This window comes from Stenotrophomonas sp. SY1 (assembly GCF_021202945.1).
Classification (GTDB): Bacteria; Pseudomonadota; Gammaproteobacteria; order Xanthomonadales; family Xanthomonadaceae; genus Stenotrophomonas.
Genome location: NZ_JAJOYR010000001.1, coordinates 2,215,112 through 2,228,332, shown reverse-complemented (window position 1 = coordinate 2,228,332; position 13,221 = coordinate 2,215,112). Strand labels below are relative to the sequence as shown.

Here is a 13,221-nt window from a genome sequence, read left to right as displayed (position 1 = left end):
GGCGCAATCGGCCCACGCAGCGGCAACGGCTCCGGCCGTGACCGCGCGCAGCCTATGGGCTGACGCCTGCACACCAGCAGTTGCCTGGGTACGCGCATGACGACGTGGTGCCGCAGCATTCGCGATGCGGCACAAGCGTCTGCTGCTAACTCTTCACCAGCGGTGGCGGATAGTAGCTGCCATCCTTTACTCCACCCTTCGGTCCATAGAACCGGAACGTCAACCGGTAGTCCTGGCCCTTCGGAGTCGGCAGCCAGTTGGAGTCCGGCGCCGAGGCGGGCTTCTCCGCCGCAAAGTGCAGTGTCAAGGAGCCGTCGGTGTTGTACTTCAGACCGGACTCGCGGTTGAGCAGGAAGCGGTTCTTCGGATTTGGCAGCACCCGTGCGAACACCGGATCCACCGCGATGACCGACCAGAAGTAGTCGGCATACTGCGGCGGCAACGCGTCCTTCGGGAAAGTGAGCGTATAGGCGTTGTCGCCATTGAGCTGGGTGTTGGTGCCGTCGAGGTTGCCCTTGTAGTAAACCACCTCGTCCATCCGGTTCGCCCAGATGCCACCAAGGTTGATCAGGGTGCGGCCCAGCCAGTCATTGCCGTAGTTGCCGGCCACCGCTGGCCGCACCCAACCGTTGCGAAGCGTGCCGTGACCGATGGTCGGCGAGGCCTTGGCCAGATCGTGCTGTGCTTTCTGCCGCACCACCTGGTCCACTCGGGCACGTTCGGTTGCGTCCTGGATGCCAACGCCAATCGCCCGCGCTTTGGCAGCCACGGCATCCATGCCTTCGTTGAGGTCGCGCTCGCTGTCCAGGACCGCTGCGGCATTGTCGAATGCTTCAACGCCGGGCAGATGCTGCTGGTCGAAATCCTTGACCGGCGGCAACGTCGGCGTGGCCGGTGTCCCGGTCGCCTGCAAGCGGAACTTGTGCTGCAGCGCTTCGGCCTGGCCCCAATCGTCCCCGAGTTCAACGCGCGACAACACGCGCATGTATTTCGCTGGAACGTCGATGCGGGTGACGCCCGGTGGCAGCGTCACTGCCGCTCCTTCCAGGCAAACCGCGAACTCCCCGTCCGGGCGTTCGGGCTGGGTGCGCTCGTTGATGTTGGCCAGCGTTTCACCCCAGCCGTTGAGGAACTGCACCGTGTAGTAGCGCCCGCTGATCCTGGGCACCGTCACCACCGTGCAACTGCCGTCATCCACGGCCACCCACGCTTCGGAATAGGCAACATCCAGATTGGGGTTGGGCCACTGCACGGCACCGGGCTTGCGATGCACCATCTGGTTCCACTCCATGCCATCGGCGAAGTCGGCCTGCTGCTGACGCAGTACCAACAGGCGGCCGAGCAGGTAGATCCAGGCATCGCTGATGTCCTGGTCCGAATACGCCGGCGCGCCCTTGGCTACCTGCGATGCGGCATCGGCCGGTGCGGACTCCGGCGCAGCGGCAGGCGTATCGCCCTCCTGCGCACTGCGCTCGCACCCGGACAACACAAGAGACAGCGCGACAGTCAACGTTACACAGGCGGTGCGGTTCATGGTTTGCCTCCCGGGGTTGTCTCGACGGCAGGCGGCGACCAGTTGCCTTCGAGGATGGCCGCATCTGGCCAGTAGGTGCGCACGTACAGCGAGAACGCCGCGCCTTTCGGCGACGGCAACCAATTGCCGTGCAATGCAGGGTCAGTGGGCGGATCGGGCTGAACGTGCAGGGTCAGGCCTCCGTCGGCATTGCGGACCAGGTCCTGGTTCTTGGTTCCCAGCGAGTAACGCCCGACGGCGTTGGGCACGAAGAAATGCTGCGCGTCATACAGCGTCAAGGACCAGAAACCCTTCACCGGCGGTTCGCCTTTGGCGAAGGTCACGGTGTAGTGCTTGCTGCCATCCAGGCGTGCACCGCTTGAATCGAGGTCCTGGTAGAAGTAGGTCGCCTCGTTCGGCTTGTTGACGTAGATATTGGACTTGGCCACTGCCGTCCGGGTGAAGTAATCGGTGCCGAACCGGGCGCCGTTGCGGATGGTGGTCCAATGCCCCGGCAACGGAATGCCGAAATGGCGGAACTCCAGCAGCGGCGCGATCAGTTCGCGCTCGGTGCGGACCGCTTCGTCGGTAATGGCTTCCTTGAGTGCGGGGTCGCGTGCGGCAGCGTCGATCAAGGCCAGCGCCTTGGCGTACTGGGCCTGCTCGCCTGGCAGCGGCGTGGTGTCGGCCAGTACCGTGGCCAGTTCGTCCCAGAAAGTCTCGGGATTCACCTTGGGCGCTTCACTGCCGTCCGGCTGCGGCGGTGGTGCGGGGAAGTCCGGCGTAGCGCTCCAGTCACGCGTCTTCATGCGGCCATCGAACTGCGAGAGCCGGTACATGTCGATCTGACTGAGCAGTGCCTGCACCTTCTGGCGGTCCTGCTCGGTATCGTCCAGGAACACGCGCGGGATAACGTAGCCGCTGTAGGTGCTGCTGTGGAATACACCGCTGATGCCAGCCGGCACCGCACCGCTCCAGCCGGGCCCCACCAGCAGATAGAAACCGGGGGCCGTGCCGTACATGCTGCCCAGGTCGGCGAAGCTGTCTGTGCGGGTATCGACAACCTGGTACACCCAGAAGCGATCGCCAAAATCCGGCACCTGCAACACCAGCGGTTCGATATCCAGCGCCAGCGGGCCACCGCCGTACACCACATCCTGATTGGGACAGGCAACCTCGCGCTCATTCGGGGCGACGTAGTCGGTCAGCATGCTCAGCTGGTTGGGTGGCGCGGCGGGCAGCACGCCACCCAGCCGCCCAGGGCCAGGCAGCGGCTCGAAGTTCACCCGGCGGTTGTAGATGTTCACCATCGGCCACGCCCAGAAATACACATCGCGCGCGGCGGCGCGTGCGTAGGCTTCGGTCAGGCGCGTGCCGGGAATCGGCCCGGGAATGCCCTGCGCTGCGGCAGGGGTGGAGTTGCGTGTTCTGGCGGTCATCGGGAGTGAGCATGGGCCATGGGATTGCCACGATCGTGCACCCTGCCGCAGGGCACCGCCTCTGCGGTTCTACGCAGCCCACGCCAGTAAAAATACGTGCTGCCGGCCTGCGGCCTCAGAACGTCAACGTCACTGTGACGGTATCTTCATAGGTGCCGGCCGAGGTCGGCTGGTCGGGCACCCTGCCATAAACGTCCAGCGTGACCACCGTGCTGCCCTGCCCGGTGCCGGCGCTGGTATCGCTGTCGGGCGTGTTGCCCCAGCGCTGCTGGCGGGCGGCATCGCGGTACAGCTCGTAGTTGATGAAGTTGCCATTGGGCGCGGCCATGCGGCGGGTCTGCCCGTCGGCATTGGCGCCATTGTCCAGGCCCACCTGCCAGGCCATGCCAACCGGGCAGGTCAACGATATCTGCGAGACCTGCTCAAGCCCGCCGGTCAGTGACCGCACCTGGCCGAAATCCATGTTGGTGGCGGTCATGATGTGGCAGGACTCGCCGATTTCAGCGTACACGCCGCCAAAGGCGAGATCCGCACTCTGTGCCAGCGGGCTTTCACAGGCAAGCACCGGGATGGTCGCGTTGGTACTGAATATGTACCGGAACGTGGAGCCCGCTGGATGGGTCTGATAACGGTCGGCCATGACGCTGGCCTGCCCGCCGTGCACTTTCGCGTGGATCGGAAAGTCGCCCATGACCGGGCTGCCATTGGCCGAGGCCGGCACCGTCATGGTCCAGCTGTCGATGGGTAGATTGGTGCCTGCCTGGCCGATCGGATGCTGGTGCGCGGCATCGTAGTAGAGGTCATATTGAAGGACCTGCTGATGTTGGTCGCCACGCATGCGACGCGGCAGGACACCGGGCACGGTTGGATCGCTTTCGATGAAGACGCACAGCCGCACGGTGACATCAACGGCAGGCGTCAACGGCGTGACCGAGCAGCCGAACTGCATCGTGCTGTTGGTGGACGCCTCCGCGCCAGCACCGATCCGGCCGAAGTCCAGTGTGGCCGAGCCATTCACCCAGCAGGTGCCGGTGGGGTCCTGGGCGCGCGTGGAGAACGGCATCCAGAACAGCACCAGCAAGCTCAGGCAGAGCAGCCAGCGGCACACCGTTGCCGATGTGGCCGTTGTCCGACGTACATGCAGGTCCAAAGTCTGGTTCATCGGCATACCACCTCCCCGGCATCAACCGTGCCGGTGTCCGCGCTCAGCGTCGGCAATTGCGCCACGCATTCGGCCTTGCCCATCCGCACATGCAACGTGGCATGTGCGGGCGGGTCCTGCAGGTAGACCAGACCGTCGTGACCAACCACCGTGGCGGATGTGGCCACCGGTGATGATCCGCCCTGCGCCTGCACGCGCACTTCGCTGCCGGCCGGCAGCGGTACACCATCGGTGCCGCGCACAATCAGGCGCACCGCCAATGTCCGTTGCATGTTGAAGCGGACCAGGGAGCCGCTGCGGCTGGCCGGCACCACCACGCTGCGGGTGGTGGCAACGTACATGTCCGCCGGCAGTCCGAGTGGATCGATCGACAGCTGGTTGCGCTGCCATGCATTGAGGCGGTTGATCAGCAACACGCCCTTGTCGTCGGTGTAACCGACCAGTCGGTTCTCCAGCTGCACGGGTACGCCGGCAACGCCGTCGGTGGACACCATGGCAAAAGCATCATCCACCCGCCGCATCAACCGGCCGTGGCCACCCATCAGCACCACGCCACCGTTGAGGCCGCCATACCATGCGGTGCTGTCGCCACCACCATTGCGATGATCCACACCCGCCGTCCATTGCCCGTACCGGGCCAGGTAGGTCAGCTCGGCCTGGCCGCCGGCACCATCACCAGCGGTGGCCTGCGCGCGCCAGCCCCAGCCGCCCAGGTCCACCGGCACCGAGCGCTTGGCGCCGACCATCAGGCTCTGCGTGTCGCGCGCGTGACGCACGCTGGCCGAGATGTTGGTCAGGCGATCCAGCGGCAGTGAGAAGTACAGATAGGCGCTGGTGCCATTGTCGCGTTCCAGCTCACGGCTCGCGCTCAGGCTCAGCATGGCGTTGCGCGGCAACTGCTTGGACCAGTTCAGGCTGACATAACGCGAGCGCGGACTACCGTCGTACTGCTGGTGAATGTAGCTGGCGCTCCAGTATCCCAGTACGCCACTGACACCCACATAGCCATGATGCGTACGGCGCGCCATCAGACCGCCCTCAAGGCTGGCCACATCGCGGTAATCGGCATCACGGTAGGTCGAGGTCAGGCCGGTGTTGAAATGGGCCGAGTTCCATTGATAGCCCAGTCGCCCCAGGAAGCCTTGCGCGCCTTCGTATTGACTGCCCGATGCCGCGGCAGAAAGTATGCCGCCACGCTGGCCCAGCAGCCGCACTGCACCCAAGCCGGCCAGTACCAGTCCGTCGGACCCTTCCATATGCCCTTCCAACGTTGTCTGCTCGTTCACGCCGTAACGGCCGGTGGCACTGAACATCGGTTCGTCGCGGTAGGAGAACGAGCGCACGCCGTAGTCCTGGCGCACCGCACCCAGCTCCAGCGACCAGTCCGACATGCCCTGCTGCAACAGCTGCTGACTGCCGTAGATTGAAAAATCGACCACCTGGCTGCGGCCGTTGATATCGGTGATCACCACCTGCGCCTGCCCTGCCCCGTTGAGTGTCGGCGCAGTGTCGATCTGGAACTGGCCGGGCAGCACCTGTTCACGCGACTGCCGGATGCCGTTGATCAGCAGGTCCACGGTTGAAGGCAGCACGCTCTCACCAGTGAAGGAAACCAGCGGCGTGACCACCCGATACGGCTGCAACGAAAAATTCCGCGACAGGCGAATGCCGCCCACGCGCGTGGGCCGTGTCCACGCCAGGGCACCGGTGACGCTGTCACCAACGGTCAACGACAGCATCCGCTCCGGGAAATCCAGTTGCCAGGTGCTGTCCAGACGGATGTTCTCGTGCTGCGTGCCATGGCCGCTGTTGTCAACGCGGCGGCTGACCATGGTGTTGCCCAGCACGCCAAAGCGGCCGAACAGGCGCCAATCGCTCCAGCCGCTGACCGAGCGCGTATCGCCCACCTGCTGGGCGTAGATGTCGTAGTTCATCACTAGGCCAGCACCGGGCGTCAGCGGATCGGCCACGTTCTGCAAGCGCTGGCTGTAACCCACGCGTCGGGTGCTGCCGGCCAGCATCGTCACCGGCACCAGCAACCGGATCTGCTGGCGGCTGGTGTCGTAGTGCGCCTGCAGGCCCGACAACTCATCCAGCGCGATGCGCCCTTGCGCCACGTCCGAACCCGGCCATTGCAGGCCAAGTGCGCGCAGGGTTTCCGCGCTGGCCGATATCCGGTTGTCCTGGATCGAGAAACGCGCGACGCGGCCGGTGCGCACCTCGTTGAGGATGACTTCCAGATAGCGCGTGCTGGCGTCGGCCACACCATCGGCCTCGCTCAACAGCAAGGCCAGTCCTGGCGTCGCGGCCGATGGCGCCATCGTTGCATCTGCCGCCTCGCCGGCAGCCAGATCTGGCCAGGCAGCAGCGCCGGCGTGGGCACGCATCGTGATCAGTACGATCAGCACCGGCGCCCCGATGGCGCTAGCGCGCCATCGGCAGGTTTCGCGCTTCCGGGTCATCGTTGAATCTGGCCTTCAATGTTCCGTTCCGCACTGCCGCTGCACTCACCTTCAGCGGCCACTGCATCTGTCCTCCGTTCAATACATAGCCCAGCAATCCGGGAACCAGCGCGGTCTGCGCGCCTTGCGGATCAACCAGCAAAAGCTCGCGCAGACGTAACCGCTGACGGCCCTGGTTGCGCACCGTCAGCCAGGTCTGGCCTGCACGCTCCTCCACCGAGGCGGACACCAGCGACAGATCGGCCTGCGTTGGTCCGGTAGCTGCATTGCGCGGTGCCACGCCGGCTGGCAGCACAAACACCGGAATGGAGTAACGCAGCAGGAACCGAAGCCCTTGCGCCGGTTTGGCATCCGGCGCCGGCAACTCATCCACGAGCACCCGGTAGCTCAACTCCTGAGCCGAGGCGCGGCCGTCGGTACGCACCAGCCGCACGTACTGCTTGGCGCCAGGCGCGATGGAAACGATGGGCGGGCTGGAAAGCAGATCTTCGGCGGGCTGCAACTGCTCTTCGCCACCGGCCTGTGACCAGCGGAATACGCGCAGCTGCGCGTACAACGGCGCCACCCCGGTGTTCTCCAGCCACAAGCCTTCGGCCTGTGAGCCAGCCGGGAACTCCAGCGACACCGGGGCCACCTGCAAGTCGCCGGCCTGGACCGCACTGAAGGCCTGCGCGAACAACAGCGCAGCCAGCAGCCAGCCACGCCGGATCGGCGAAGCGCGTCGTCGCGCCTTCGCGTGAACCTCGCTGCAACCGGCCACCGTCAGTAGGTGACCGTGGCGACCACGGTGTCCGTATAGGTTCCCGGCGGATAGTCCGTGGAAGGCACCCGCCCATACACCGGCACATCCACGTCAGCGGCGGTACCCACGCCGGAAAGCGTTTCGGTGCCGATCGTCTCGCCCCAGAGCAGTTGCCTGGCCGCATCGCGGTAGAGCCCATAGGGCACGAATGCGGTGCCGTTGGTCATCCGGCGATTGTCCGCCGACGGCGTTGGCGAGGTGGAACTCAAACCCGCGTTCAGTCCGACGTTGTACGGCGTGTCCAGGGTGCAGTTGATCGTCAGTGTGCCCGAGGCATCCACCGGTGCGTCGGCACCGCGCAGATGCGTAAGGAAGTCAACGTCCGAGGCTGCGCTCGTGGTGATGTTGCAGGATTCCAGAATGACGATCTTGACCTGGAACTGCGCGGTATCGGTCTGCTGGGCCATGCTCACGAATGGCCATGCTGCGGCGAGCACGGTGGAAACTGCCAGACAAAACCTGATCGAACCTTGCTTCATGAATTGCGCCCCCAACCGTCCTTTTCCATTGTCATCCTCTGCTCGTAAGTGTGGATTGAGCGCGAACATTTTGACCGTTGCGACTGTCAAATGTTCGTGATGACGCTGACGATCAGCGCGCACGAATTCGCTTGACTGCTGGGCGACATTCAGCAGGTGCCAAGGCGTATGAAACGATCGACTTCATCGAGCCAGATCATATGGACATGCGTGTCACCGACATCCAATGGAAGCACGCCGTTGGTGCCCTCATTGCCGTGCGCATCGATGAATTGCAGTATCGCCGGACGCTCGACCACGGTACCGGTCAACGTAGTGCCGTCATGCAGATGCACTTCGATCACGATTTCCGAATCGAGTGCGGCTTGCAGGTCCTTCAGCCGTTCAATGGCCGCCTGTTCGGTAAGTACACGCGGGGCGGTCTTGCTCATGATGTTTCTCCATCAGCGGTTCAGTGCGCGCCCGCACCTGGATCACGCAGCCGAGCGTGGTGACAGCGCGCCTGCATTCGACCGCGCGCGGCGGCGACGCGAACGCAGTTGCCTATGTGGATACCGCATTCACACCGGCTCACACCAACAGCGGCATGGCCGGCGTGACAATCCACGTCGAGCCAACCCAAGGTGCCGCCATGAACAGGGATCGTAAAGACCCGCCCGAACCTTCACGGGAACAGGACCATCCGGAGACGCCGGAAGAGGAGACGCCGGAAGAGAAGCAAAAGCGCAAGGCGCACGAAAGCGACAACCAGGACGAAGCGCTGGAAGAAACGTTTCCGGCCAGCGATCCGGTTTCACCTTTCGTCCCTGCCAAGGCGCCCGACTGACTGACAGCGCTGACTGCTGGCCGTTGAGCGGCCGGGCATCCAGCCGCCGTTGACCGCACAAGCCGGCAGCTGCCGCTACGGCGCGTGCCGACGGCCCGCATGGATCCAGTACGCGGGCCGGTGTGCCTGAATGTGCCGGCCAATGCCTGACTACTCTTCCTCTTCGTCCTCGTGACGCTGTGGCCGTTCACGCTGCGGCGCCTGCTTGCCGGGCGCGTCGTCAGGGCGGTCCGGGCCGGCATGCCGCCATGGCCGGTTTCTGTCCGGATCGTTGATAATCGCGCGTGCGTTGCGGTGCGTACTGATGCTCATGCCGTGCCTCCAATGCGACCGGTGCGTCGCAGGCGCACTATCGGTCCGGCACCGTTAAGCGCAGGTACTCCGCGCGTCCGCATCCGCGCACAACCTTGAATGGGCACTGCCTCAGACGCAGACGGTTCCCTGCGCCAGATGCACCACCTGCTGACCGAACATGGTCACATCCTCGGGGTCGTGGGTGATCAGCAGCAACGGAATACCCGAGGCATCCAGCACCGCTTCCAGTTCCTGGCGCAGGTGCTTGCGCAGATCGTGGTCCAGCGCGGCAAAGGGTTCATCCAGCAGCAGCACCTGTGGCTGGGTCACCAACGCACGCGCCAGCGCGGTGCGTTGGCGTTGGCCACCGGATATCTGCTGCGGGTACATGTCGCCCAGGTGGTCGATGCGCAGCGCCTGCAGCCAATGCTCCACCTGCCCGTGCCGTTTGCCGCGCAGCGGGTTCAGCCAGCCGCGATGCAGTGCAAAGGCCACGTTCTGTCGCACGGTCAGGTGCGGGAACAACGCGTAGTCCTGGAACACGTAACCCACGCGGCGCTGCTGCGGCGGCAGATTGATGCCGGCCTTGCCGTCATACAACGTGCGGCCATGCAGGCGGATGTGTCCCGCATCCGGTTGCAGCAGGCCTGCAATGGCGCGCAGGGTCAGACTCTTGCCGGCACCGGATGGGCCGAACAGCACCACATGCTGTTGCGTGCAACGCAATGCGATCTGCAGGTGGAAATGCTGGTCAGCAGCGTGCAGCTGGCGCAAGATGTCCAGTTCCAGCCACATCACGCAGCCCTCCGTTCCTGCCGCTGCACCAGACGCGCGGCCAGCAGCAGGATGCTGATGCAGACCACCGAGGACAGCACCACCAGCGCATTGGCGCGACCGTCATTGCCGGCCTGCACGGCTTCGTAGATGGCGATGGAAAGCGTCTGGGTACGCCCGGGAATGCTCCCGGCAACCATGATGGTGGCGCCGAACTCGCCCATCGCACGCGCGAAGGCCAACAACAGGCCTGCCAGGATGCCTCGCCACGCCAGCGGCAGGGTCACCCGGAAGAACAATGCGGTCTCGGATACCCCGAGCGTGCGCGCGGCCTGCTCCAGTTGGCTGTCCACGCCCTCGAACGCAGCCCGGGCCGGCTTGAACACCAATGGCAACGAGGCAATCGCCGCGGCGATGACAGCGGCCTGCCAGGTGAACACCAGGTTGATGCCGAAACTCTCCTGCAGCCACGCGCCCAACGGCCCGTTGCGACCGATCAGCACCAGCAGGTAATAGCCCAGCACCGTGGGCGGCAGCACCATCGGCAGGGTCAACAGCGTGTCCAGCAATTCACGGCCGGGAAAACGACGCCGGGCCAGCAATGCGCCCAAGGCTACGCCCACCACCAGATTGATCGCGGTCGCCCAGCCGGCGACCTTCAGTGACAACCACAACGCGCCCCAATCCAGGTCCATCGATCAGGGGCTGCCAAACCCGTGCCGGCGCAGGATGGCCTGGCCTTCGGCCGAGCGCACGAAGGCGATGAAACCACGCGCCTGGACAGCATTGGCACTGCCTTTCACCAGCGCCAGCGGATAATGGATGCCACTGGCAACCGGCACCTGGAATGCGCGCTGCACGCGGTCCGGCATGGCCTGCGCATCGGTGGCGTAGACGAAGCCTGCGTCCACTTCGCCGCGTGCGACGTAGTCCAGCGACTGCCGCACGTTCTGGGTGCTGATGGTCTTGGCCTGCACTGCGGTCCACAGCCCGGCCTGCTGCAGGGCGCCACGTGCATAGCGGCCAACCGGCACGCTGTCGGGATTGCCAATGGCGACTCGCTGCACCGCAGGCTTGGCCAGGTCGGCCAGCGATGCCGGCCGCTGCCGCACCTGCGGCGGAACGACTACCCAAAGGCTGTTGGAAGCGAACACCTGCCTGCTGCCATCGCTCAACAGGCCCTGCCCCGCAGCCTTGTCCATGGTTTCCTCGTCGGCCGAGGCAAATACGTCCACCGGCGCGCCACGGGCAATCTGCTGCAGCAACACCCCGGAGGCGGCGAAGTTCAGGTCCACATGCGTGCCCGGATGCGCCTTTTCATAGGCGGCGGCGATTTCGCGGAAGCTCTCGGTCAAGCTGGAAGCGGCCGAGACGGTCAGGTCCGCCGCTGCCGAGCTACCTGCAACCCACAGCAACAGCAGCACTATCCAGGGTCTACGCATGGTCGGTTCCAGTGGGTTCGGGTCAGGTCGACGGATCGTCGACCGCTGCCATTTGTGCCAGCCGCTCGGGGTCGAGCAAAATGATTTCTCGTTGTTTGACCGCAATAACCCCGTCATCACTGAGCCGCCGCAGCACGCGGCTGGCCGTTTCCGGCGCCATGCGCAGGTAATTGGCGATCTCGGTGCGGGTCATGGTCAGGTTGAAACGCGTTGCCGAGAAGCCCCTTCGCGCATAGCGGTTGGAGATGTCCAGCAGGAACGCGGCCATGCGTTCTTCAGTCCGGTAATTGGCCGACAGCAGCGCGGCCTTGCCGATCTCGGCACTGAGCAGGCTGAACAGCTTGGCCTGCAAACCGGGCATGCGCGTGGCCAGCAGGCTGATCTTGGGGAAGGAAATACGGCACAGATGCACCGTGTCCAGCGCCACCGCGTTGCAGGGGTAACGCGAACCGTGGATGGCGTTCAGGCCGATGACCTCGCCGGGCAGCGCGAAACCGAGCACCTGCTCGTTGCCCAGGCTGTCATCGACAAAGGTCTTGACCATGCCCGCACGCACGGCGGCAATCGCATCGAACGGCTCGCCGGCGCGGAAGATGTAGTCGCCTTCATGGAAGGGGCCAATGTGATCCACCAGCACATGCAGTTCGCCCAGCGCGGTCTTGTCGTAACCCTGCGACATGCAGGCATCGGAGAAGGCGCAGGTGCTGCAGAAATGCAGTTCGTCGCCATCGTTGGCGGCGGCGGGGTTGGGTGTGTCGGCGGCGGAGCCGCGCGGGGGCTGGGAAGCGGACATCATTGCTGGATTATGCAGTGGTATCCACGGAACGGAAGCACGCGGCGATCATACGCCACAACAATTCCCCTTCGTGTTGCAGGCGCAGGACGCCGTTGTCCCAATGCAACCACCCGCTCTCGAGCAGTGGCTGCAGGGAGTTCATCGCGCTGCTGAAGCATTCCCGGAACGGCAGCGCGTTGCGCCATTCGAAGGCCGCAACGTCCAATGCATGATCGCAGGCGATGCTCTGCACCACTTCATCGCCCAGACACTCGCGCTCGGAGAGGATCAGCCCGGAAGCCACGCCGGAATGACCCGCGCTCAATCGGGCCTGCCAGCGTGCCATGTCCTGCTCCAGGCAGCAGTACACATCGCCGATCTGGCTGCGCGCGCCAAGCCCGATGCCGATGAAATCGCACCGCTCGCGCCGGGGCACCGCAGCCATGTCGCAGTGGCGCATGCCATCCCCCGGCCTTGCCGGCATGGCCAGGTCACCGCGTTGATAGTGGTCTCCGCCCAGCGCTTGGTAGCCGGCGGCACGTACTTCCTGCCACGCCTGCCACCAGGCATCGGCATCCGGGTCGGCCGGCAGGACGTCCGGTGTGGGCAGTACGATGCGCTCCGGCGCGCAGGCAAGCACCTGCCGAAACCGATCCACGAATGCCGGGTCCGCCATCGACGGTACCCGCAACTGGTAATAGCACGCGGTGAAGCCCACCTGTTGTGCAGCGGCCAGCATGGCCGGGCCGTCAGCGTTGGCACGGTCAAGCACGGTCAAACGGGTACAACCCACTTCACGCAACGCCGCCGGCTGCAACCTGCTGCCCGCGTCCACGCGTACCTCCACCTGCGGCCGGGCCACCGTACGCAGGCGTGCCGGTACCGCATCAAGCAACTGCCCGACCATTGTAGGCGGCAACTGCTCGGCAAGCCCCAGTTGCAGGACCATCGCCACCACTTCGCGGTCTTCGGCCAGGCCAGCGGCCTGCAGCTGCAGTGCCGACAGCAGGGCTGCCAGATAGGCGCCCGGATCAATCCGCTGCGATTCCGGCGCGGCCTTGAATCCCAGGGTCAGCACACGCGGGATCAGATGCTCATTGCTGGCCAGCATCGCCGCCCGCCAGCCGGCTTCGCCGAACCCTGCGCTGAAGTGTTCGGCCGGCGGGAACAACACCGGGTACGGCTGCCGCAACACGTTTGCACGTGTTGCGGCCATCACGGTAGGAAGGGCTTCGACTGACATGTCCGTATCC

General features: G+C 64.9%; 14 protein-coding genes. 1 reads left to right on the top strand and 13 read right to left on the bottom strand.

Annotated elements, in window-relative coordinates; translation table 11 throughout:
- Positions 1 to 145: 145 nt before the first annotated feature.
- The 7 genes from LR961_RS09480 to LR961_RS09450 form a co-directional block, all read right to left on the bottom strand.
- Complete coding sequence (locus LR961_RS09480) at positions 146 to 1,534, bottom strand: DUF1214 domain-containing protein (RefSeq protein WP_232148579.1); 1,389 nt, start codon at positions 1,532 to 1,534, stop codon at positions 146 to 148.
- Positions 1,531 to 2,952: a DUF1254 domain-containing protein gene (locus LR961_RS09475; protein ID WP_232148578.1), complete on the bottom strand. Its 1,422-nt coding sequence runs from the start codon at positions 2,950 to 2,952 to the stop codon at positions 1,531 to 1,533. Before LR961_RS09475 ends, LR961_RS09480 begins: the two co-directional genes overlap by 4 nt.
- A gap of 115 nt (positions 2,953 to 3,067) precedes the next feature.
- Complete coding sequence (locus LR961_RS09470) at positions 3,068 to 4,114, bottom strand: spore coat U domain-containing protein (RefSeq protein ID WP_232148577.1); 1,047 nt, start codon at positions 4,112 to 4,114, stop codon at positions 3,068 to 3,070.
- Positions 4,111 to 6,576, bottom strand: coding sequence for a fimbria/pilus outer membrane usher protein (locus LR961_RS09465; RefSeq protein ID WP_232148575.1), 2,466 nt, complete (start codon positions 6,574 to 6,576; stop codon positions 4,111 to 4,113). Before LR961_RS09465 ends, LR961_RS09470 begins: the two co-directional genes overlap by 4 nt.
- Positions 6,539 to 7,336: a fimbria/pilus periplasmic chaperone gene (locus tag LR961_RS09460; protein WP_232148573.1), complete on the bottom strand. Its 798-nt coding sequence runs from the start codon at positions 7,334 to 7,336 to the stop codon at positions 6,539 to 6,541. The genes LR961_RS09465 and LR961_RS09460 overlap by 38 nt, the downstream gene beginning before the upstream one ends.
- A gap of 2 nt (positions 7,337 to 7,338) precedes the next feature.
- Entirely contained in the window at positions 7,339 to 7,785 is a 447-nt protein-coding gene (locus tag LR961_RS09455; protein ID WP_232149301.1) for a spore coat U domain-containing protein, read from the bottom strand.
- Positions 7,786 to 8,006: 221 nt separating this feature from the next.
- Positions 8,007 to 8,288, bottom strand: coding sequence for a DUF3247 family protein (locus LR961_RS09450; RefSeq protein ID WP_232148570.1), 282 nt, complete (start codon positions 8,286 to 8,288; stop codon positions 8,007 to 8,009).
- Between the two features lie 23 nt (positions 8,289 to 8,311).
- On the opposite strand from LR961_RS09450, the gene LR961_RS09445 reads away from it, so the two are divergent.
- Positions 8,312 to 8,683, top strand: a complete 372-nt coding sequence (locus tag LR961_RS09445) for a hypothetical protein (protein WP_232148569.1) — start codon at positions 8,312 to 8,314, stop codon at positions 8,681 to 8,683.
- Between the two features lie 150 nt (positions 8,684 to 8,833).
- On the opposite strand, the gene LR961_RS09440 is transcribed toward LR961_RS09445, so the two are convergent.
- The 6 genes from LR961_RS09440 to LR961_RS09415 form a co-directional block, all read right to left on the bottom strand.
- Positions 8,834 to 8,995 (bottom strand): hypothetical protein, encoded by a 162-nt coding sequence (locus tag LR961_RS09440; protein ID WP_232148568.1) that lies wholly within the window; start codon positions 8,993 to 8,995, stop codon positions 8,834 to 8,836.
- A gap of 111 nt (positions 8,996 to 9,106) precedes the next feature.
- Complete coding sequence (locus LR961_RS09435) at positions 9,107 to 9,772, bottom strand: ATP-binding cassette domain-containing protein (protein ID WP_232148567.1); 666 nt, start codon at positions 9,770 to 9,772, stop codon at positions 9,107 to 9,109.
- Positions 9,772 to 10,446 (bottom strand): molybdate ABC transporter permease subunit, encoded by a 675-nt coding sequence (modB, locus tag LR961_RS09430; RefSeq protein WP_232148566.1) that lies wholly within the window; start codon positions 10,444 to 10,446, stop codon positions 9,772 to 9,774. The genes LR961_RS09435 and modB overlap by 1 nt, the downstream gene beginning before the upstream one ends.
- Positions 10,447 to 10,449: 3 nt before the next feature.
- The gene (gene modA / locus LR961_RS09425; protein ID WP_232148560.1) at positions 10,450 to 11,193 is read right to left on the bottom strand and encodes a molybdate ABC transporter substrate-binding protein; all 744 of its coding nucleotides are present in this window, start codon (positions 11,191 to 11,193) and stop codon (positions 10,450 to 10,452) included.
- A gap of 22 nt (positions 11,194 to 11,215) precedes the next feature.
- Positions 11,216 to 11,986, bottom strand: coding sequence for a helix-turn-helix domain-containing protein (locus tag LR961_RS09420; protein ID WP_232148559.1), 771 nt, complete (start codon positions 11,984 to 11,986; stop codon positions 11,216 to 11,218).
- Positions 11,987 to 11,996: 10 nt separating this feature from the next.
- Positions 11,997 to 13,211, bottom strand: a complete 1,215-nt coding sequence (locus tag LR961_RS09415; protein ID WP_232148558.1) for a coproporphyrinogen III oxidase — start codon at positions 13,209 to 13,211, stop codon at positions 11,997 to 11,999.
- Between the last annotated feature and the right edge of the window lie 10 nt (positions 13,212 to 13,221).